Here is a 22321-nt window from a genome sequence, read left to right as displayed (position 1 = left end):
ACGAACATGAAAAAGCAGCAGTCCGTTTCAAGACGAGTTATAGCATGGATAGGTAAAAATGGTGCTAAGCCTAATGCGATCCCTACATTGGCATTTGTCTCCGTAGGTGATTTTTTTATACCTGCATTACCGACGCAAACATCCGTTATATTACTGGCATGGCTACAACCTAAAAAGGCGGCGTTGACAGCACTGGCGTTTGCCAGTGCTGCTGCAGTTGGGGCGTGCATTTTACTGTTTTTAGTAACGGTTTTAGATAGTTACTTACAATTAATTGTTCCAACGCAAGATAGCAAAATGTATTCACGGTGGGTGGAATTGCAAGGTTATATAAAAGAGTATGGCTTTATTGCATTGGCAGCTATGTCGTTATTGCCCACTCCGCCACGATTGATGGTGGTACTGAGTTTTTTAAGTGGTTTAGGTGTACCTAGCATTATAAGCACTGTTTTTATTGGTAAGTTGGTTTGGTTTTTCAGTGTTGTAAGCGTCATAAAAATAGCACCAAATTGGTTAATGAAACTTCCTATAATAGGAAAGAAAATAGAAAAGCTGATTAGCCCCAAATTACAGAGCGATTAAGTTTATATAAAATAGGGAACGATTAAGTATGGTGGCGATGCTCATTAATGAAAAAAGTAATTCAAACGCGTTTGCTAGCAAAGCCATGCTTAATATTTTATGTGCTGGGTTGGATATATTATTGGAAAAAGCGAATGAGCACCCACCACTACAATCCAATGCACATATCCCCTTGGCGACTAAGCGGGCGTTTATAAATGCAGTGAGTGAGCAATATGGGCTTGCTGCGTTATTAAAGATAGGCGCAGGGGTGACTAAATTTGTAGATTCGCCCATAGGGCAAGCGCTACTGCATGATAAGGACCCGTTGCTGCTTTTAAAGAAGTGGCAGCGGCTGGAGCGTTATGTTCATAGCCAGCATTTTGTTGAATTCGAATTTTTTGAAAACTGTGTACAGGTAAAGCACAAATCCACAGCAATAGAGCAACCTAGCCTTGAGGAAGACTTAGTTGTTTTAGGTGTGTTATGTGCATTGTTGCATGAAACCTCGGCGCACACTGTTTACTTAAGTCGCAGCGAGTCAGTAAATACAGGAATGTTTAGCTATCCTGCATTAGCATGTGATCAAGCTGAATTAAATTCAGATGAGCCTTGGTATATTCACTGGAGTACATCAATAAATACGAGTGTTACGAGCCATGTTGCACAGGGAAAGCAGGCATCATCTCAGGCTATTGTTGATAACACTAAACAGGCAATCATCGCACTGGGTCTGTTAGATATTGAGTTAGATAAAGTGGCACGTTATTTAGCACTCTCACAGCGCTCGTTACAGCGACATTTAAGTGCTCAAGGCCATAGCTTTGCTAAGTTATTGCAAGAAGTTAGGGTAAATAGCGCTAGCCACTATTTACTAGAACAGTCATCGTGCGCAGCTGAAATTGGCTTTATTTGTGGTTTTGCTGATCAGGCGCATTTTTCGAGAATATTTAAGTTATGGACGGGCATGACACCAAAGCAGTATGCCCAACTTTCTATGCAAAAATAACATTAAGCCTTTACCATAAAATAGTGTTTTCAATTTTTGCTATCGGGTAATTTACTTTAGAAGAGGCTGTCATATTTAAGTAGCTCATTTTACCCGATAGGGATGAGGGGGCTGGTGTAATGCCTTTGTGAGCTAATACATAAGTAGCATCGTTATTTAAAATCAATTCAATATTATCCATAAAAAACCACATACCAAAAGACCCTGGACCAATATTAACAATTAGTTGTTCTGGGGTTTGTGATAACAAAGTTACTTTGAAAGGCGCTAGTTTTTTAGCTTTTAAAACAGGACCTACACAGGTAATGGATTGCTCTTTTTTAAGTTCGGTTAAATTAGCGCGAATAAACTCAGCAAAAAGCTCAGGTAAACACACTTTATTATCTAACCTATCATCTTGCCAAAGCGGCTCACCTAACTCATTAAAAGCACTGACCGAATTGCGATTTATAACTATTTTACCGCGCTGAGTTTGATGTCCAACGCTAACGTTAAGTACAACATCGGATGCACTCCACTGTGTATTAGCATGATAAAGTAAATGGTCGTTTTTTATAATTTTAAGCTGGTGGCTATTAGGTTTAACTAATGTATTTATGGTCACGCTATTACTTGCTGTTGTAACAAAGCTAATACTGAATAGTGCAAACAAACTGAGCGATTTTAATTGTGGATTCATAGTGCTGCTTTTCGTGTATTGGATTTGGATATAAGCATAATGTTTTGTAATGAACAAAAATTGTAGATTCACGCCATTTAATATTTATTTTGATTCGCTAAATCATATTGCTGTAATGAGGTTGAGATAATCGTTATAGCGTCTATTTTGACTGTAAACGAATGTAAAACACTCTGTATGATCTATTTATCTTTAGTGTTTTTTAATTCATTGAATTTGATTGCTTTTTTGATGATGTAAAATTTTCATCCAGTATTTTCATTGTTTATTAAACGTGATTAATCTGCGTGTTAATCTGACTGAAATATTTCTGTAATATTTGAGTGTTCTAATGCGTCGTGAAACAAAAACGTCATCAAAATGCCATAATTGGTAAGACAAAAACCGAGATTTAAACATGAGTGAATCGAACCAGAACACGCTATTAATGAAAACGCTTAATTGGGCTGCCATTGCCTTTTTAGTTTATTTAGTACTTGTTGCAGTGGGTAGTGTAAGTGGTGGTTTTAAACTAGCGTCGGGCGGTACACAGGGCGCACAAGAAATTTTTGCTTTTGCAACTAACCCATTTGTGGCGCTGTTACTTGGCGCACTAGCAACCGCATTAGTGCAATCATCTTCAACGGTTACGTCGGTTATTGTGGGTTTGGTCGCAGGTGGTTTACCGCTTAGTATTGCAATTCCAATGGTAATGGGTGCAAATATTGGTACCACGATTACCAACACTCTCGTATCGATTGGTCATATTCGCTCTAAAGAAGAGTTTCAGCGTGCATTTGCAGCGTCTACAGTACATGATTTTTTTAACTTACTCGCGGTTGCTATATTTTTACCGTTAGAAATCATGTTTGGTTTATTACAAAAGATGTCGGCGAGTCTATCGCACTTATTTGTTGGCGATGCTGATTTGTCATTAAAGAGCTATAACTTTATCAAGCCACTTGTAAAGCCTGCAGTGGGCTTGATTAAAGATGCGTTTAGTTTTTTAGACACTAAAATGCTTGGTGTAGCCATGGTACTGGCTGGTATCGGTTTGATTTTATTTGCAGTAACAGCATTGGGTAAGTTACTGAAAAAAGCACTTGTTGGTAAAGCTAAAAACATATTACATGGCGCTATTGGTCGCGGTCCTATCGCGGGTATTACCTCTGGTGCGGCAGTGACAGTCATGGTGCAATCATCGTCAACAACAACCAGTTTAATGATTCCACTGGCCGGCAGCGGTGTATTCACGACACGTCAAATTTATCCATTTACGCTAGGTGCTAACATTGGTACAACAATAACAGCATTACTTGCTGCAACCTCAATTACAGGTCCAATGGCTGAAGTGGCGCTAACAATTGCTTTGGTGCATGTCATGTTTAACGTATTTGCAGTGGCATTAATTTACGGCACACCCGTATTAAGAGAAATTCCAATTACGCTTGCTGAAAAATTAGCTAAAGTGGGTGCAAATAATAAGTCTGCGGCGCTGGGTTATGTATTAGGATCTTTCTTTATAGTACCAGGATTAATCATGTTAGCGGTACGTTAGTCAATATCATTTGAGCGAATATAATAATTAAAAAGCGCTATTTTGAATTTTCAAAATAGCGCTTTTTAATACCCAAACAATATGCGAGCGTCGTTGGAATTAAAAGCAGCATCAATGGCGTTATTACCACGTATAACTAGCTGAGAGCATAAAGCTGCGAGGTTTTCCTGGAAAATAACGCTCACCACTAAAGCTCGTGTAGTCAGCTCGTTCTGCGTAAGCTTTGTTGGTAAGGTTAGTAATGCGTGCTGCGAGAGTTAGTTGTGGTGTTAGCTGCCAAGCACTTCGCAAATTGAATAGATGATGACCCGTATATTCATGACGATTTTCAGGATCAGTAAAATAACGGCTGACATGATGCCATTCTAAAGCGAGTTGTGTTGTATCCGTTGGCTGGTAGTTTATTTGCATGTTAGCGAGGGTACGCGGTGCGGTGTCTATATCATTCCCGTTAATATTAATGTCGTTTAAAATTTGGTTATAGCTGTAACTGTGTTTAGCATGTGTGGCAGCAAGAGCCAATTGTATCGATTTACTGAGTGCGTAATTAAGTTCGACCTCGACTCCCCTATGGTGTGACTTGCCGTCATTCACAGTAAAAAAATCACTGTCACGAAATATACTGTGTTGTTTGTTCATCGCATATGCTGAAAGCACATAATGCAACTGTTGATAGTGGCCTTTTAGCCCAAGCTCTAAGTTATCAGCGGTTTCTGATTTTAGTTCAGCTATTTCTTGATCTCGTTGTAATTGATATAACTCTGCGGCTTGCGGTGCGCGGTAACCTTGTGACACGTTCGCGTAGATATAGTGATTGTTATTTAATTGATAACTTAGCCCCAGTTTAGGCGATAAATTGCTAAAGCTATTTTTGCTGCTCGCAGGACGGGAGTAACGACAGCCACCTTTTTCGCATACTGTGCCATCATCACGAGTGCGGCCAGCTAGCATGTTATTGTCGTAATCATAACGTATATGTTCAAAGCGAGCGCCTGCGCTTATGGTAAGCGCCTTAACGTGCCAATTAACACTAATAAAAGGCGCGTAAAGCGTGCTATTTACATCGTAATCATAATGCTTGCCTTGGGGGACTGTTGCGACTAAGAACGCAGATCCTTGTGTTGGCTCGTTCTGGTTTTGTAAAAAATCAGCCGCGGTGTATTCAGTATCAAAACCAAGGTGAATACGAATGTCGTTATTGTAGTTATGCTGCCATAAAGACTGAATACCAAAGCCTGTTTGTGCATTTTTTTCAAGCGGTGTGCCGGGTAAAAAATGTTTTAAAAAGTCCATACTTTGATTACGAAAATAGGGCGTAATAGTGACGATATTATTACTTGATTGCCACTGTGCTTTTGACCAAGCACGAAATGAACGCGCTTTACGAAATGCGTCTGGGTTGAGGTTGGCTTGTGCAAGGCTTTGATTTTTGTAGCTTTCAAAGCCAGTAATAAACCCAGCAGTTTGCTGGTCTAAATGAGTGTAAGTAAGCCCAGAGGTGAGTAGCAGATCGTTACTCTCAAAGCGATAACGAAGGTTGAGTTTTTCTTGATTTACACTTTCATCATCTCTATAACCACTATCGCGAGTGATGCTGGCATTAAAGCCTATTCCTTGTGTGCCAAAGTCTTTACCGCTGCGTAATTTTAGGCGTTTATAGCCGTACGAACCGGTATCAATACCCAGTAAACTATCGCCGTAAGTGGTATCAGGGGTGATGACATTAATGACACCATGCACAGCGTTTGAGCCATATAGCGCAGAGCCTGGGCCTTTTAAAACCTCAATACGCTCTGCCATTTCGGTGTGCGCTTCAAATAGCTCGTTGATATTACAAAACCCAGCAGCGCGTAAAGGAATGCCATCCTCAGCACTAAGTAAGCTGGCGCAGGCACCAGCACCAGTTAAAACTGCAGAGCGTAACGCGGGTAAATATTCTTGGCCATTGCCGTGCTGAATATTCGCACCTGCTATTTGCTTTAATACTTGCTCAATATGGGTCGGGGCAATGAGGGCTAGTTGTTGCTCACTGATAGTGCTTACTACGACAGGCAGCGGATCAGCTAATGTTTCTGTGCGCGATGCGGTGGTTGTTATGCGTTCAATTGGGCTTTGTGTGGCAAATGAATTAAAAGCCAGTGGTGTAATTATTACCATGCTCAGTAAGCGATATAACATGAAAACCCTTTACCTAATTAATTCTAAAGCTAAAGGGTATATAACTTTTTAGTTGTTACAAAGCTTTAGTCTTTAATATTTGAAATAAACCATTTGCGTTGCTTGATTAGAAATACGCCACTGAGCAAAGCGAGTAGCCAAAAAATGCTTCCGCCACTACTGCCATTTTTGTGGGTTACTTTGGCAATTTTTTCTTCTTTAACGCGTGTTTTAAAACGGCCAAGCTCTGCGTCTAAATTAGCTGCCATATCATCAACCGCTAAGTTAAAACTGTGCTGAGATTGCGTATTTAAAGTATCATCAATACCAACGGCAGTGCTTCGCTTGTCAACTTTATTAATACCAGGGGCGCGAAATAACATTTTTTTACTTTTTACATCAAACACGGCTGTATCAACAAAGGTTTGTACCGTATTTTCATTACCCGGAATGACGTATAAACCGACGATGGTGAGATATAAAAAAGCGGCATTATTTTCCAGCGTTTGAGCCACCTGGTCGTACGACACAAGCGCCATAATGTCGACATCATACAAGCGAGATACTTGCTCAAGGGTTGTGAATCCTTGACCTCCCTTTAAATAGCTACTTGGAATAATTTCAATCCGGTCAATATAGTCATACTGCATAAATTGGTTTTTAACTTTTTCAAGTAAGGCTATTTCATCATTGCTGCGTATACCGGAATCATATTTGTTTGGAATAAACGCAATACCTACTGTTGCAGGAAGATTCAGCGTTGGCATACTGGGTAGATGTGCCTGACGGCTTTGCTCATCTGGGTATAAAAAATCGACTAAACTGCTAGAGCGAGTTTTTTGATTCGTATTTTGGCTGAAAAAAGTGCTACAGCCTGCTAAAGAGGTGACGATAATCACCAATATTAATTGCTGAACTTTCATATTATTCCTTATTATTCATTATTATAATGAACTAATGCGAGGTAATTTAACCCCACATTGATGTGATAAGCGATCCGATAAGTTTGAACGTAAAATACCTAAAAAGTTCTGTTAGTCTAGGCTTAAGTCGATTTCAGCCGTGACATTACATTGCAAAATAAACTCCTCATCGTGGCTTACCAGCATAAAGCTGCCTTTAAACTCGGATAAGCAGTTGGCGAGTAACTGCTTATTATCAAGGTCTAAATGGTTGTCGGGCTCATCAAGTAACAGTAAATACGCTTGTGCGTTGTGGGCTGCTATTAACATTGCTAGTTGCATTTTTTCACCGCCGCTTAATTGACTTATAGGGCGGTAAATATCATCGCCCTTAAAACCAATATTTGCCAGTAAATGACGCATGTGCTGCATGTCGAGGTTACTACAATATACCTCTAATGCATTAACTAAATTTTGTGATGATGTTAAAAATGCGCAGTGTTGATCAATATAAAGTATCTTGCTATTTAATTGTACTGCGCCTGAAAACGAACGTGACGGGGGGTTAGCTGAGTTACTTATAAGATGTAATAAGGTTGATTTTCCACAGCCATTTGGGCCTTTAATATGCAGCTTATCATTGTTAAATACGCTAAATGTTATCGGCGATGCAGATTTAAAAGGAAGCACTAACTGTTCAACAAATAGCAGCCGTTTATGTGTTGTTTGTAGGTTAAATTGCAGCTTCATGATGCTACTTGTGGGCAGTTGCTCTTTCAACGCTTGGCGTTTATCTATTATGGCTTGGTGTTTTGCTGTTGCTAAACGTTCGCTATTACCTTTACTGGCTTGTGCATTATTTTTTTTAAAATCCAACATCATTTTTGGCTGACTAGCATTGTTACGGATTTTATTACCTTGTGCTGCGCGCTGTTGGGCTTTTTCGTGATTTAGCTGTGTTTGCTGTTGGTGCTTTTTTTGATCTTTTTCAAGGTGATTAATCTGTTTTATTAACGCGGTTTGTTGCAGCGCTTTTTGCTCGCTAAAATGTTGGTAATTACCCGTCATATAATGAGCACCTTGTGAATTTAGCTCAATAATTGCATCACATTCATTAAGCAGTTGCCGATCATGGCTTACTATAATTACCAGCCCTTTAAATGTGTGTAATTGTGCTATTAGCCAGCGCTTTGCTGGGATATCGAGGTGATTACTTGGTTCATCTAAAATAAGTAAATCTGGCGCAGCTTGTAATGCGCAATATAGCAGTAAGCGCCTTTGTTGGCCGCCGCTTAATTCAGTCAGCTTGTGCTTTAGTGGTGCATCAATACCGAGGGTTAAAAGTTCTTGTTGGTAGCGTTGCTCGCACAACCAATCATCATTCACAGCGTTAAAGTCAGCTTCACAGCTGCTGCCTTGTGCAATACGCGCAAGTGCAGCCAGTTTTTTATCTATAGCGAGTAATTGTGCAATTGTTTGCGAAGCTGCGCTTTTGGGCTGCTCATTTACCTGTTGCTGTGAAATGAGTAACACATTGGCGCTAAATTCAACACTCCCAGCTGTTGGTTGGATCTTATTAGCTAGTATGTTTGCCAATAATGATTTACCGCTGCCATTAGCGCCGATGATTGCAGTGAGCTTTTCAGTGACTGAAAAATTAAGCTGCTTGAATTGGTTGTGACCATCAGGGTATTGAAAACCCAAATTGTGAACGTGTAATGTATGCATAATGCCTCTGGATAGTGCAGGGCATGGCGCGCAAAAATAGTATTTTTATACTGTGATAGGTCGAAATATGACGAATTTTGCGCCCACTAACCCTGTAAATTCAAATAAATAAAACGAATTTCAACAGGTGTTAGTTATTCATTAATGCGCAAACTCCATTAGGAAAGTGCGATTATCTTAAACAATAAAGGATAAGGTTGTCACGCTTTTATTTTTTAGAGGTGGTTTTAGCATATTAATAGTTTAGATAATCAACTGTTTATATTGAGACTATAGGGTATGATTATTGAAAGTGGCAGCTAGAGATGCAGGGATTCGTGAGGTATATTCAATTGTTTTGATTACTTGGCGATTAAGGTTTAATAGTAAAGGAGTGTTAAGTCGTGTCCGTAGATATTGTGAAAACGCAGGTGCCAGATAATAGTCAAATATCAAAAGTATTGCATGACGCTTATTTTTTTGATGTGTATTCATTTCACTCACATATTAAAAATAGAAGCTCACTGCAAGTGTGGTTAGATCATGCAGCTACCACACCTGCTTGGGTTAATTTTTTAATGGCAACTCGCAATAGAGTTGTTGGCCTTTTTGGTCTGAAAAACCTGGGTGCTTTAGGTGGTTTCGATTCAAGTAAACCAAAGAGTGATTATAAAGTTGGTGATAGGGTTGGTATATTTACCTTACTTTATTTAAGTGATGAAGAAGTTGTTTTAGGTGATTCAGATAAACATTTAGACGTGCAAGTTTCTATTTTTAGGGATGAGATACAAGGTAATTTCATTTCAATTTCGACAGTGGTTCATGTGCATAATTTTTTAGGTAAGCTTTATATGTTGTTTGTAAAACCAATGCATAAAATGATAGTACCGGCATCGATTAAAAGAGCCGAGCCCACGTCGGATAGTTAGGTTTGTAAACAGGTGGTTTATATTTTCAAGATACGGAATATTTATGCGTTATATTTTTACTTTATTATTTTTTATAATCTCATACAGCGCGCATAGTGAAGAGATTAAGCCTTTTACGTCAGATGGGTGCAGCGCTTTTCCTGATGGTACGTTTGAGCAAAAAGAGCTATGGCTAAATTGTTGTACAGAGCATGATTATGCTTATTGGCAGGGGGGCACGTATGAGCAGCGTTTAACAGCTGATCAGCAGTTACAACACTGTGTGGCTCAAGTTGGCGAACCTGCAATAGCACAGCTTATGTTAGCGGGTGTTCGAGTGGGAGGGAGTCCTTATTTACCAACATCATTTAGGTGGGGATATGGCTGGTCCTATCCACGCTGGTATCAGCCGTTAACCGATGATGAAAAACAGCAAATAAAACGATAAAAATAATGTTAATAGATAGAGAAACTCTTATATTTCTTCATCTTTAATTCAGATGATCTTGCTAGGCTAATAAATTTAATGAACAGCCTGTACTGTATATTATTAGTTAAAATGGCTTTATACCCAAGCCACCTCAAAATGCAGAATTCAGCGTTTCACAGGGGCTTAATATCAAGGCGTTGCTTTGCAACAATGGCAATCCCTTTTAAGAAGGAACAACGATGAGAGTAAGTGACTGTGAAACGCCCAATGGGTTGGTTTAAAAGCGATTTATACTGCGTTATTTTTATAAGGGATTGATTTTAAAAATAGAACCACTATTACTTGCAATCAATGCCTTGCCTAAATCGCTTTTAATTCCAACGACGCTCACATCTTGAGGTGGCTTGGGTATATATTTAACCTAATTAAGGAACTAACGTGTTAATAGCAGAGATAATAATAACCACTATTTTATTTATTTTTACTGTATTACCTATGTCTTATAGCCAGCATTACTTAGTGAGAAGTTGTGATTTTGTTCGCCTGCAGGTTTTTTATTTGGCGTTGTTTAACCTTGTTATAGTTATGTCGATGCTCCTTATTTTTGGTGGAGATTATTTGTGGTGGGCAGCAGTAGCGGTGGCTAACAGTATTATTGTTAGTGTTCAAGGTTGGTGGATATTTCCTTACACATGGTGCGCTGCGCATGAGGTTAAAAGTGCCCAAAGTAACGCGCAGCATAGTATTCGTATTATGTCAGCCAATGTATTAATGTCGAACCATAATAGTGATGCATTGCTAAAGTTAGTTGATAAGCATCAGCCCGATTTACTGATCACGCTTGAGTCAGATGATTGGTGGCAGCAAAAGCTCAGTGTGCTCAAAAAAGACTACCCTCATACAATTGATTGTCCAAAAGATAACCGCTATGGCATGCATCTATTTAGTAAATACAAAATTAAACAGGCGCAAATTTGTGAGCTTGTTGAAAGTGATGTGCCTTCAATTCACATTTTGTTTGTTAATGATGAGGGTTTAGAGATGCAAGGTCACTTCATTCATCCAGCACCGCCGAGCCCAACAGAAGAAGATTCCTCTCGCCCGCGAGATAGTGAGTTGATAATGGTGGCCAAAGCGCTTAAAGATGCTACGCGCCCTGTGATTGTCGCTGGAGATTTAAACGATGTGGCTTGGTCTCGCAGTACTCGTTTATTTATGCAAGTAAGTGGCCTATTAGATCCACGTAAAGGGCGTGGCTTTTTTAATACATTTCATGCGAGTTACTTTTTTATGCGCTGGCCGCTGGACCATCTTTTTCATAGTACAGGGTTTACCGTCAAGCGCATTAAGCGTTTGGCCAAGTATGGCTCTGATCACTTTGCGTTACTAACTGAGTTGGTTTATGAAGATATTGAGCAGCATTCAAATCTTGATGAGAATACCGAGTTAGAAGAGGATGTTGATGCATTAATGATGGAGCATTTAGATAAAGGCCAAGTGCCTACATTTTAAAGGGTGTGTCATTGTCGCAAAGTAATGCCTTGATATTAAACACCTGTGGAACGCTGCATTTTGCATTTTGCATTGTGAGGTGGCTTGAGTATATACATTAAGGTGATGGATGCATAAAAAAAGGGCCAATAAAGGCCCTTTGCAATGATGTAATCAATTAGCTAATCATAATTGTTTTAATATTTACAAATTCTCGTATGCCAAAACCGCCGTGTTCACGGCCGTGACCACTGTCTTTTACTCCGCCAAATGGTAAATTTGGTTGCGCTAAACCATAGCCGTTTATATTGATCATACCGGTTTCAAAATGATTTTTGGCAAGCTCAATAGCTTTGTTTTCATCTTTTGAGAAGATACCACCACCTAAACCATAACGTGAGTCGTTAGCGATACGCATAGCGTCTTGGTTATCTTTAGCTTTAATTAACGATGCTACAGGGCCAAAAAGTTCATCATCGTATGCGGGCATACCTGGCGATAAGTTTTCAAGTAGCGTGGGCGGATAGTAAAAACCCGTTTGCTCTGGAATGTTGCCACCTGCGACGACAGTAGCCCCTTTTGCAACTGATTCTTGCACTTGCTGATGAATTTGATCGCGTAAATCCTCACGCGCCATTGGCCCAAGGTTAGTCTCCTTATCCATCGGGTCGCCCATTTTCATGCTTTTAAGTTGCTTGCTGAGGGCATTTTTAAAGTCATCATAAAGGGCATCAACAACGACAAAGCGCTTAGCCGCCACACATGTTTGGCCATTATTTACCATTCGCCCTTGTAAGCAGGTTTTTACAGCAAGCGCTAAGTCTGCATCATCAAGGACTAAGTAGGCATCGTTACTTCCCAGTTCTAATACCGTTTTTTTAACGTATTTACCTGCACGTTCAGCTACTTTTTTACCTGTACCGTCACTGCCAGTAAAGGTCACGCCACGAATAGCTGGGTGGCTAATCAACTCGCTGGCAGTTTTACCGTCAATTAATAAATTAGTGAAGCAGTATTTTTCAAAGCCCGCTTCAATAAAGAGAGATTCGATTTTTTCAGCCATGCCAAATACATTACCGGCATGTTTAAGTACGGTAGTATTACCTGCCATTATGTTAGTTACAGCGTAGCGGATCACTTGATATAGTGGGAAGTTCCACGGTTGAATGCCCAATAAAACCCCGGTCGGTTGGTAAGTAATAATTGCTTTACCATTTTGCATTTGACGTGTTTCATCCGCTAACTGCGACGCGCCATTTTCAGCGGTATAACGACAAATTGCAGCGCATAGCTCGACTTCTTGTAAGCCTTGTGAATAGAGTTTACCCATTTCTAAAGTCATTAACTCGGCCAGTTGTTGTTTATTTTTTTCAAATATACTGGCAAGATTATTGAGTAAATCAGCGCGTTCAGAAAATGATGTTTGGCGCCATTTTAAAAAGGTATCGTGGGTTTTATCCACTGCTTGCTGTGCTTGCTCCAATGTTAGTAATGTATACTGAGCAATGGTTTCTTCAGTTGCCGGATTGATAGTGGTTACTGTGTTAGTCATACTTATCTCCTTACAAATCATGTGCAGAAGATATTGCAAAGCTAACGCCACTTTATTTTTTAGCTAAATAAGCTTTTTAACCACTTGTTAATAATGGGGTTTGTGTTTTGTTTGGTTTTATTTATATAAATTATTAAGTAGCTGTATTCTGTAAAAAATGCACGTAACAGAAAATGTTACAAGGAGAGTCTAATGATAAGGTCACTTTTTAATATTCCCCTTGCGCTTATTCAAGCGCCTATGGCCGGCGTGCAAGATGCAAAGCTTGCAGCAAGCGTGTGTGAAGCCGGTGGGCTTGGCTCATTACCATGTGCGATGTTAAGTGAGCAGCAACTTATAGCTCAATTAACTCAACTTACACAAATTACTAATAAACCTTATAACCTTAACTTTTTCTGTCATGCGCAATCAGATTATACGCCAATCCAAACACAGCAGTGGCATTGTCTTTTAGCTCCCTATTTTGCAGAGTATGGTGTTGATGAAAGAGCACTAAGTAGTGAGGCATCCCGACAGCCCATAACTCAAAAAATAGTCGATGTTATAGCCCCATTTAAGCCGCCAGTAGTGAGTTTTCATTTTGGTTTACCTGCAAATAATATAGTGCAACAAATCAAGAGTTGGGGGGGCAAAGTAATCTCAACCGCGACGACTCTCGACGAGGCTATTTGGCTTAATAACAATGGTGCGGATGCAATTATTGCGCAAGGTTTAGAAGCCGGAGGACATCGTGGGCATTTTTTATCAATGGATTTGAATTTACATAAAACAACCACAGAGCTTGTTAAAGAATGTGTAGCTAACGTGAGTGTTCCTATTATTGCTGCTGGCGGTATTGCTGATGCGGATGACGTACTGAATATGAAGCTACTAGGCGCCAGTGGTGTGCAGGTTGGTAGTGCTTATTTACTGTGTAATGAGGCAACAACATCTGCACTTCATCGTGATGCAATATTAAAGCAAGGCGATGGATCTACATCATTAACAACGTTGTTTTCAGGGCGTGTAGCCAGAGGCATTTGTAATCGTGTAATGAATGAACTCGGCTCAATACCTGAGCATGTTCCGCCATTTCCTTATGCAAGTATTGCAATCACGGCGCTTAGATCTAAAGCCGAGGAGCGTAAGGAAAGTGGTTTTTCACCGCTTTGGTGTGGGCAAAAGTATATTCCTCGAGTGAATGTGAGCGCAGCTGAAGTGTCGTTGGTATTAATGAGTAAGTGGTCTGTATAGATGCCACAATCACACATATTACCACTGGGCGATAGTAACCGTGAATTAGCGCATGCTTTGGCTGATAAATTAGCGGGGCGTTATCCGACAAAGCAATTTGAGCGTGATGACGTGTTAGTGCAGCAAGGGCAAAAACAATATTATGGGTATTTGTTACTTGATGGTGTGCTTGGGGCATTACATGCAACTGCTGATGGCGGTCAGAAGTGTAAAGAGTTTTATTTTAAAGACGAGTTTGCATTGCTATTTACTAATTGGCTAACGGATACAGATGCTTTTTATCAATTGAAAGTTATTAAATCTGCAAAAGTAATTGTTGTGCCACTTAGCCTTTTTACTCAGCCTGCATGGCAATGTTTAAAGCAGCAATTAATTACTCAACAGCTTATTTTTAAAGAAGCAAAAGAAGCATTTTTACTGCTCAATACACCTGAGCAGCGGTATTGTTATTTAGTGAACGAAAAACCTCATTGGCTTGCTCAACTGAATTTAACTGAAGTCGCACTGTATATTGGGATATCGGCTATATCATTATCAAGAATTCGTAAGCGCCTTAACTTAAGTTAAGGGGAAACGACATAAAGCTAGTTAGACTGCTGTTTTTACAGGAGTCGCTATGTTCATACTTTCACAATGTTTGGTTGCAGTTGCCACACTTTTAGATTTAGCATCGTTTCAATTTAAGTCCCGAAAACTTATATTACTGTGCTTGTTTAGTTCGGTGCTTTTAACTGCCACTCATTTTTTCTTATTGAATAAAATGAGTGCCGCTTTATTGATGCTGATTGCCGCTACACGATACTTTTACTGTATTTTTAACCGTAGCCAATGGGCGATGTTAGGGTTTATGTTATTAAGCTGTGTTGCCGTGGCTCTAAGTTGGCAAGATTGGCTGAGCGGTTTGGCGTTAATCGCAACCTTGATACAAACATTTGCTTCATTTCGACAGCGGGATGTATTGTTGCGACTATTTATGGTGCTCGGTACTGCTTTTTGGATAAGTCACAACATATTGGTGGGTTCACCTGTTGCGGTATTAATGGAGTGTTTATTTTTAATGAGTAACCTGATTGGGTTGTTTCGTTTTTATGTGCTGCCTAAGGATATTAAACCTGCAAGTTAGCAGGTTTAATTTTTATTCAGAGCATTAAAGTTTTTTTACAATTTCTTTTAGTAAGTAAGTTTCGCGGATAATTGATAGCCCTTGTTTATCGCTGTTGGCCAGTGTGCGCTCGTTGTGGGCTATGGCCTCATGAATATCAACCCACTTAGCAACCATGCCATTTTGCTGCTCGTAATGCTCAAGCTGCGATTGTCCTAACTGCGCATCAATACTGCAAAAATAACAGTAAGATTTAATGTTTATAACGTCAAAGTCATCTTTGTACCAAGGCCTAAATTCTTCGTATAAACCAAACTCACCAAGTACTTTAATATTTTGGGCGCCGGTTTCTTCTTGTAGCTCGCGGATAAGCCCTTGCTCAATAGTTTCATCTTCGTCAATGCCGCCGCCGGGTAGGCTGTAATCTTCATAGCGTTTAGTAAACATAAGCAAAATAGTATTATCACGTAGGACAATTGCGCGACCCGTTAAGCGAGTAAACTGCGTTGAAGTTGCATTACTTATACTCGGGTGGATTGCTGTTTTTAATAAGCGCATAGAGTTCCTTGTTTAAATTTAAAAAAATACCTTATTAAGTAAACCAATTGTATCAGTTAAGCGTACATATATAGTTAAGTGCGTATTCTATGTCATAAGAGAAAGTCAGAACCTTTTATTTATTTATTAGGGTGCGTAGAATAGGAAAAAAATCATAGGGATTTAAAATGTTAAACATACTTTTAGTCGATGATGACGCCGAGTTTAGTGATGTTGTATGCCATATAGTTGAATTTTTAGGTCATAACATTGATACCGCAGCCAATTTGGCAGAAGCAGAACAATGGTTTGTTAATAATACCTTTGACCATGTTTTTTTAGATTTTATGCTGCCAGATGGCAGCGGTTTGCATTTGGTTGAGCACTTAAAAAGTATTGGGCAAACTCCAAAGATCACGTTAATTTCTGGTCATCCTTCAGTTAAAGGTAAATTAGCTGAGATGTGTGAGCCTAACGTAGGGCATTTGGTTAAGCCTTTGCAGCGCGAAGATATTGAGCGAGTACTTAACCCTAAAAAGAAAGCAAATAAGAAAAAAGCAAAGCCGAGCATTGAAAAGCACTTTGGTACGCTAATCGGCGAATCTGAAGTGATGAAGAGTTTGTATACCATGATTGAACGCGTTGCGAATACAAGCGCAAATGTGATGTTAATGGGAGAAAGTGGTGCAGGTAAAGAGGTAGTCGCTCAGGCTATCCATAATGCCAGCCAATGTGAGGGGCCGCTTGTGGCAACCAACTGTGGTGCTTTATCAAAAGAACTAATAGGCAGCGAACTGTTTGGCCATGAAAAAGGGGCATTTACAGGGGCTATCGCCCGTAAAGAGGGGGTGTTTGAGCAAGCAGCAACAGGAACCTTATTTTTAGATGAAGTAACTGAAATGCCTATTGATATGCAGCCAAATTTACTGCGTGTTCTAGAAAGTAGAAAGGTTACACGAGTAGGTGGAAACCGTGAGCTACCTGTTGATTGTCGTGTTATATCAGCTACCAACCGTTCGTTAACTGATTTGGCGCAAAACAATGTTATTCGTGAGGATATTTACTTCAGGTTGGCTGTGTTCCCTATCGATATTCCAGCATTGCGCGAGCGCAAGGAAGATATAGAGCTACTTGCTAAAGCTTTTTTAGAGCAGTTAAATGATGAAAATGGTACTGATTTCAACTGGCAAGCAAGCCAGTTAAAAGAGCTTGAAAGCTATGATTGGCCGGGTAATGTACGAGAATTACGCCATGCAATCCATCGTGCCTTTATAATGAGCGATCCAAAAGGGAAAGTAATTACGTTACCAGGTAATTTAGAATCGCCTTTTTCACGTGCAAATAAGCAAACCCAAGCTAATCAGGTTAGTGCCGGTCAAACTATTGAGGAAGTTGAGAAAGAGCTGATCCACGCGACTTTAGATAAAGTACAAGGCAATAAGACTTTGGCGGCTCAAATGCTAGGGATCAGTACTAAAACACTTTATAACCGGCTAAATGCTTACGGCGGCATAGGTGAATACAAGTAAACAAGGTAATCATAGAGGGCAATATGAGTGATAAAGAACCTTTAAATAAATTAGTTCATGATGCGCGTGCACCACTTAATCGTATATCAATGAATGCAGAACTGATAAAGCTTGTGCTAGAAAATGACATGCCTAAAGATAAGGCAATTGCTGCACTAGATAAAATCATCAGTAATTGTCAGCAATGCAGTGATAGCTTGCAAAAAATTAGTGATACGCAATAAAGCATATAGGAAATAAATACGCGTGAAGAAACAGCAAGGAAAAACAAACATAGTATGGGCAAGTTTTATCGCCGTTGTGCTCTGTATTATTGTAGGTAATGCTTTTTTAGCATTGAACACAATTCAAAGTTTAACTAAAACACAAGGCAGTTTAGATAACACAAACTCATTGACAGCTGCAATAGAACAGCTTCATTTATCCGTTGTGCAAGCTGAATCCGGTCAGAGGGGTTACTTACTGACAGAGAAAGAAGATTACTTGCTTCCTTATTTTGATGCGATCACTCAGTTAGAGTCACAAACTGAGCATTTGAAGTCATTGCGATCAGAAATTGATGAGCAAGCTCAGCATATAGCTGAATTATTTTTATTGGTTGACGCTAAAATTAAGGAGCTAAAGCTTACTGTTAACTTGGCTCAAGATGATAAGGAGCGCCGTGCATTAGGTATACTTAATACTGATAGGGGCCGAGAACTTTATAAAGAAATTAGAGCGCTTGTAACAAAAATTCAAGATCGTGAAATTATTTTTAAAGCGCATTTATTTGCAAAGTTAAGGCAAATTAAAAATGAAGCAAAAATAACGTTTGCGATTACAGCGATTACGAGTGCTTTGTTAATTATCGGCATGTTTATTTTGACGCGGTTAAATTTGCGAAATGAAGCTAGGTATCGCTTAAAACTTGAACATCAAAATGAAACACTCGCAAACAAAGTTAACGAGCGCACGCAAGAGCTTACGTTGTACTCAGATGAGTTGAGTCGCAGTAATCGAGAGCTTGAAGACTTTGCATTTGTGGCAAGTCATGATTTGCAAGAACCCCTGCGAAAAATTCAGGCATTCAGCGACCGCTTGGAAACAATGTATAAAGACGAGTTAGGTGAAAAAGGCATTGATTACATTGGCAGAATGAAAAATGCGGCGCAGCGTATGTCAAATCTAATCAACGATTTGCTAGAGTTTTCACGTGTAACAACACGTGGTAAGGACTTTACAGACACTGACTTAAACATTGTGATGACTGAGATATTAAGTGATTTAGAAATTGCGATAAAAGAAAGTGATGCACAAGTTAGCGTAGCTGAAATGCCCATTATTAAGGCTGATCCAAGTCAAATGCAGCAGTTGTTTTTAAATTTAATATCTAATGCAGTTAAATTTAGGCGGCCAAATGAAGCGCCTGTAATCACTATTGAACATGAGCATTATAGTGAATTTAGCGATGACCATAATACTGAGTTATCGTGGCAAATTATTAGGGTTTCAGATAACGGCATTGGCTTTGAACCCGAATATACAGATAAGATTTTTGTGCCGTTTCAGCGTCTTCACGGGCGATCGCAATACAAAGGCACTGGTATTGGTTTATCTGTGTGTCGACGTATAGTTGAGCGCCATGGTGGCACAATAACTGCAAAAAGCGAAAGCGGCGAGGGTGCAACCTTCGTCATAAAATTACCTGTGGAAAGTGAGCTTTTCACACTGCAAGGAGAGGCGTAAATGCCATTCACTAAAGTAAAACCAATTACGATATTAATGGCTGATGACGATGAAGATGATCGTTTACTAGCACAGGATGCATTAGCCGAAAGCCGCGTACTTAACGAGCTATACTTTGTTGAAGATGGCGTTGAGCTTTTAGAGTACCTTGAGCGCAGAGGAAAGTTTGAAAGCAAAGAGTCGTCACCACGACCGGGCTTAATTTTATTAGACCTGAATATGCCTCGTATGGATGGTAGAGAAGCTTTACAAGCAATTAAGGCTAACCCTAATTTAAAAGGGATCCCAGTTGTTATTTTGACCACATCTAAGCAAGAAGAGGATATGGTAAAAGGTTATGATCTAGGTGCTGCTTCATACATTACTAAGCCTGTCACATTTGAGGGGTTGGTTGAATTAATGAAAACGTTAGGAAAATATTGGGTAGAGTTTGTTGAGCTGCCGAGTACTTTTAACGATTAATAATAGACACACCCAAACGCCTTAAAAAATAACCGCTTTGATTAAGAGTCGTAAATGTTGTTTTGAGGTGTTTAGGTTTGAGCCTACTTAGATATGTTTAAGTGGGCTTTTTAGCATAGGGAGATATTATGTTAACTAAAGCAACCAAATTGCTGCTTGTTGAAGATGATGAAGATGATTATATACTCACTTGTGATTATCTAGAGCAGTTAAGTGCGCATACGTTTGACATAGAGTGGATCAGTGATCCTCTGAGTGCTGTTGAAGTACTAAGCAAAAACGAACATGATATTTGCCTCCTTGACTACCGGTTAGGTGCATCAGATGGGTTAACAGTATTAAAACAAGCGGTAGAAAATGGGTTTGCTGGCCCAATAATCATGTTAACGGGGCAATCAGATGATGCGCTAGATTCAGCTGCACTTGATGCCGGAGCCGTTGACTACCTTGTAAAAAATGAGATGAGTAGTAGCCGGTTTGCACGTTCAATTCGTTACGCGTTAGCTCGACGTGATGTTGAAGATGAACGTTTAGAACGATTAAAAGCAGAGGCAGAAAACCGCTCGAAAGATCGCTTTTTAGCGCACTTAAGCCATGAATTACGTACGCCATTATCGTCTATTTTGGGGTACACTGAGTTACTTATGCAAAGTGACTTTAGTGAGCATGCGAATAACGAATTGGGGGTGATTTATCGTAACGGTAAGCACTTACTTAGTTTGTTAAATGATGTGCTTGATTTATCAAAAATAGCTGCAGATAAACTTGAACTCAGCTGCAGTAATGTAAACTTAGATAGCTTAATGGCTGATGTATTTACCTTGATGCGCGTATCGGCGTTGGATAAAGGGTTGTCTCTTCGATTTGAGTCACTGCAACCTCTGCCGTTGATTATTAATATTGATGCGACACGGTTTAGACAAATTCTGATTAATATTGTCAATAATGCTATTAAATTCACTGATGAGGGTGAAATTGTTGTTAGAGCCTGGACCGAGGTGGTTAATAATCGGGAAATGCTATTTTTTAGTATAAAAGATTCAGGAGTTGGTATAGCATCTGAAAAACAAGCCTTAATATTTAAACCATTTGAACAAATTGCGGATGTAGAGTCTAGATCTGTTGGTGGTGCAGGCTTGGGCTTGGCGATATGCTCTGAGTTATTAAGTAGAATGCAAGGAAGCATATCTTTGGAGTCCGCTATTGGTAATGGCTCTAAATTCACTATTTCTCTCTATCCTGGCAATATTGAGGGAGTTGAACGTGAGCTTCTTAAACTTGATTTAACGCCAAATATGCAGCATAAAACCGCGCCATGTCAGGTTACTGGTCGAGTATTAGTGGTTGATGATTTAAGAGATTTACGGGTTTTAGTTGGCCATATGATCTCCTCCGCAGGGGCTAAAGTAGACTATGCGGAACATGGAAAACAAGCGCTTGATAAGGTTAGTAAGGCGCAACAAAATGGCACCCCTTTCGACATTATATTTTTAGATATTCATATGCCAGTTATGGGTGGAAAAGAGGCAACAATAGAGCTCAGGAAAATGGGTTTTAAGGGAGCTATTATTGCTCTGACTGCCGCTACAATGAAAGGAATACACAGTGAGTTATCCGCATTAGGCTTTAATGATGTGATCGGTAAGCCAGTAGATTCAACTTTATTGTATCAGTGTTTGCAAGATAAGCTTATAAATAATAATCAACCCGAAGAAACAGCGATAAAGCATAAAGTAAGTGAAAGTAGTGCACGCTTTTTATTAGTTGAAGATGATGCTGATGCTGCGCAAATAACTCAACTATTACTGGAAAGCTTAGGAGTCGAAACGCTGATCGCATCAAGCTATGCTCATTGTCTTGCGGTTTTAAAAAGTGATAGCCAGTTTGATAAAGTACTGCTTGATATGCATTTACCAGATGGCAGCGGTTTGGAGCTGGCCAGCTATATAAAACAACATTATCCAAAAATACAGCGGGTAATTGTCAGTGGTATGGAGCCAGATCCTGTGAAAATTAAGCAGTTGGAAATAGAACAAGTACTGTTAAAGCCGATTAATTTATCGTTGTTAACAGACCTGATTAATGTTTGACATAAAGGAATATCTTTAATGAATACAATATTGTGTGCTACTGAGTCAATTAGTCCGAATAAAGTTGTTTGTGTAGGACGTAACTTTGCAGCTCATATCGCAGAGCTTGGCAATGAAACGCCCACTGAACTGTTACTTTTTATAAAACCAAATAGCGCAATTAGTACTAATTTAAAAAGCCACCATAACGATGATGAATTGCATTTTGAGACCGAACTGTGTTTTTTAGTACAAAATAATCGCCTTGCGGCAGTTGGAATTGGACTTGATTTAACAAAGCGCGATGTGCAAACACATTTAAAGAGTAAAGGGCTGCCATGGGAGAGAGCTAAAGCATTTGATGGTTCTGCTGTATTTAGTGAGTTTGTGCTAATAGATGACAGTAAAGCCGCATTTAGTTTTAGCTTGAACATCAATGGTCAGGTACAACAACAAGGTGATTGTGAGCTGATGATCACAAAACCAGATGCTATTTTTGCGCAAATTAGTGAGTTTATGACTTTGCAAGATGGCGATATTATAATGACTGGTACGCCTGCAGGTGTCGCAGTGGTAAATGCGGGATCTGAGTTTGTAGCTCAACTGTATTTATCGCAGCAGTTATTATTAGAGCAGCGCTGGTTAGCCGTTTAAATTTACCTTGAGTATAGGACTGAGATGGTTTTAGCATAACAAAAGCCCAATGATTTATTGGGCTTTTTAGTGGCTGT

At 39.6% G+C, this 22321-nt stretch carries 21 protein-coding genes; 15 read left to right on the top strand and 6 right to left on the bottom strand.

The window, feature by feature from the left end:
- The first annotated feature begins 6 nt into the window (after positions 1 to 6).
- Both A7967_RS16115 and A7967_RS16110 read left to right on the top strand, forming a co-directional pair.
- On the top strand, positions 7 to 582 hold the full coding sequence (locus A7967_RS16115; protein ID WP_054206194.1) for a hypothetical protein: 576 nt from the start codon (positions 7 to 9) through the stop codon (positions 580 to 582).
- 28 nt (positions 583 to 610) lie between these two features.
- Positions 611 to 1570 (top strand): helix-turn-helix domain-containing protein, encoded by a 960-nt coding sequence (locus tag A7967_RS16110; protein WP_197279083.1) that lies wholly within the window; start codon positions 611 to 613, stop codon positions 1568 to 1570.
- Positions 1571 to 1580: 10 nt separating this feature from the next.
- Here the strand turns inward: A7967_RS16110 and A7967_RS16105 are convergent, their stop codons facing one another.
- Positions 1581 to 2249: a hypothetical protein gene (locus tag A7967_RS16105; protein ID WP_054206193.1), complete on the bottom strand. Its 669-nt coding sequence runs from the start codon at positions 2247 to 2249 to the stop codon at positions 1581 to 1583.
- Positions 2250 to 2646: 397 nt separating this feature from the next.
- On the opposite strand from A7967_RS16105, the gene A7967_RS16100 reads away from it, so the two are divergent.
- Positions 2647 to 3786 (top strand): Na/Pi symporter, encoded by a 1140-nt coding sequence (locus tag A7967_RS16100; RefSeq protein ID WP_054206192.1) that lies wholly within the window; start codon positions 2647 to 2649, stop codon positions 3784 to 3786.
- A 123-nt stretch (positions 3787 to 3909) separates the two neighbouring features.
- Here A7967_RS16100 and A7967_RS16095 read toward each other — a convergent pair whose 3' ends face one another.
- The 3 genes from A7967_RS16095 to A7967_RS16085 form a co-directional block, all read right to left on the bottom strand.
- Positions 3910 to 5964, bottom strand: a complete 2055-nt coding sequence (locus A7967_RS16095; RefSeq protein ID WP_054206191.1) for a TonB-dependent receptor — start codon at positions 5962 to 5964, stop codon at positions 3910 to 3912.
- Between the two features lie 65 nt (positions 5965 to 6029).
- Positions 6030 to 6866, bottom strand: coding sequence for a rhombotarget lipoprotein (gene rhlP, locus A7967_RS16090; protein WP_054206190.1), 837 nt, complete (start codon positions 6864 to 6866; stop codon positions 6030 to 6032).
- 111 nt (positions 6867 to 6977) lie between these two features.
- Entirely contained in the window at positions 6978 to 8573 is a 1596-nt protein-coding gene (locus tag A7967_RS16085; protein WP_054206189.1) for an ATP-binding cassette domain-containing protein, read from the bottom strand.
- Between the two features lie 383 nt (positions 8574 to 8956).
- On the opposite strand from A7967_RS16085, the gene A7967_RS16080 reads away from it, so the two are divergent.
- From A7967_RS16080 to A7967_RS16070, 3 genes are all read left to right on the top strand, one after another.
- Positions 8957 to 9481: a DUF2867 domain-containing protein gene (locus tag A7967_RS16080; protein ID WP_054206188.1), complete on the top strand. Its 525-nt coding sequence runs from the start codon at positions 8957 to 8959 to the stop codon at positions 9479 to 9481.
- A gap of 43 nt (positions 9482 to 9524) precedes the next feature.
- Positions 9525 to 9908, top strand: a complete 384-nt coding sequence (locus A7967_RS16075) for a PH domain-containing protein (protein ID WP_054206187.1) — start codon at positions 9525 to 9527, stop codon at positions 9906 to 9908.
- A 420-nt stretch (positions 9909 to 10328) separates the two neighbouring features.
- Complete coding sequence (locus tag A7967_RS16070; RefSeq protein WP_054206186.1) at positions 10329 to 11402, top strand: endonuclease/exonuclease/phosphatase family protein; 1074 nt, start codon at positions 10329 to 10331, stop codon at positions 11400 to 11402.
- Between the two features lie 157 nt (positions 11403 to 11559).
- On the opposite strand, the gene A7967_RS16065 is transcribed toward A7967_RS16070, so the two are convergent.
- Entirely contained in the window at positions 11560 to 12933 is a 1374-nt protein-coding gene (locus A7967_RS16065) for an NAD-dependent succinate-semialdehyde dehydrogenase (protein WP_054206185.1), read from the bottom strand.
- A gap of 192 nt (positions 12934 to 13125) precedes the next feature.
- On the opposite strand from A7967_RS16065, the gene A7967_RS16060 reads away from it, so the two are divergent.
- The 3 genes from A7967_RS16060 to A7967_RS16050 are packed head-to-tail and all read left to right on the top strand — an operon-like array spanning position 13126 to position 15289.
- Entirely contained in the window at positions 13126 to 14166 is a 1041-nt protein-coding gene (locus tag A7967_RS16060; protein ID WP_054206184.1) for an NAD(P)H-dependent flavin oxidoreductase, read from the top strand.
- Entirely contained in the window at positions 14167 to 14733 is a 567-nt protein-coding gene (locus tag A7967_RS16055; protein ID WP_054206183.1) for a Crp/Fnr family transcriptional regulator, read from the top strand. It abuts the gene before it with no gap.
- Positions 14734 to 14782: 49 nt separating this feature from the next.
- Entirely contained in the window at positions 14783 to 15289 is a 507-nt protein-coding gene (locus A7967_RS16050; protein WP_054206182.1) for a YgjV family protein, read from the top strand.
- A 24-nt stretch (positions 15290 to 15313) separates the two neighbouring features.
- Here the strand turns inward: A7967_RS16050 and A7967_RS16045 are convergent, their stop codons facing one another.
- Entirely contained in the window at positions 15314 to 15826 is a 513-nt protein-coding gene (locus tag A7967_RS16045; protein ID WP_064435857.1) for an NUDIX hydrolase, read from the bottom strand.
- A gap of 167 nt (positions 15827 to 15993) precedes the next feature.
- Between A7967_RS16045 and A7967_RS16040 the strand changes: the two genes are divergently transcribed.
- The 6 genes from A7967_RS16040 to A7967_RS16015 all read left to right on the top strand — a co-directional run bounded on the left by A7967_RS16040 (position 15994) and on the right by A7967_RS16015 (position 22244).
- Positions 15994 to 17334 carry a sigma-54-dependent transcriptional regulator gene (locus A7967_RS16040; protein ID WP_054206180.1) on the top strand — a complete coding sequence of 447 codons (1341 nt, stop codon included), beginning with the start codon at positions 15994 to 15996 and terminating at the stop codon, positions 17332 to 17334.
- Positions 17335 to 17357: 23 nt separating this feature from the next.
- Complete coding sequence (locus tag A7967_RS16035) at positions 17358 to 17558, top strand: hypothetical protein (protein ID WP_054206179.1); 201 nt, start codon at positions 17358 to 17360, stop codon at positions 17556 to 17558.
- 22 nt (positions 17559 to 17580) lie between these two features.
- Positions 17581 to 19059, top strand: coding sequence for a sensor histidine kinase (locus A7967_RS16030; RefSeq protein ID WP_082379067.1), 1479 nt, complete (start codon positions 17581 to 17583; stop codon positions 19057 to 19059).
- The gene (locus A7967_RS16025) at positions 19060 to 19521 is read left to right on the top strand and encodes a response regulator (protein WP_054206177.1); all 462 of its coding nucleotides are present in this window, start codon (positions 19060 to 19062) and stop codon (positions 19519 to 19521) included.
- A gap of 128 nt (positions 19522 to 19649) precedes the next feature.
- Complete coding sequence (locus A7967_RS16020) at positions 19650 to 21611, top strand: response regulator (protein WP_054206176.1); 1962 nt, start codon at positions 19650 to 19652, stop codon at positions 21609 to 21611.
- A gap of 18 nt (positions 21612 to 21629) precedes the next feature.
- Positions 21630 to 22244 carry a fumarylacetoacetate hydrolase family protein gene (locus tag A7967_RS16015; protein ID WP_054206175.1) on the top strand — a complete coding sequence of 205 codons (615 nt, stop codon included), beginning with the start codon at positions 21630 to 21632 and terminating at the stop codon, positions 22242 to 22244.
- Positions 22245 to 22321: the final 77 nt, after the last annotated feature.

The organism is Pseudoalteromonas neustonica (assembly GCF_001653135.1).
In the GTDB taxonomy this organism is placed as follows: domain Bacteria; phylum Pseudomonadota; class Gammaproteobacteria; order Enterobacterales; family Alteromonadaceae; genus Pseudoalteromonas; species Pseudoalteromonas neustonica.
The sequence above is the reverse complement of the archived record's forward strand: the minus strand, read 5'-3'. Positions and strand labels throughout refer to the sequence as shown.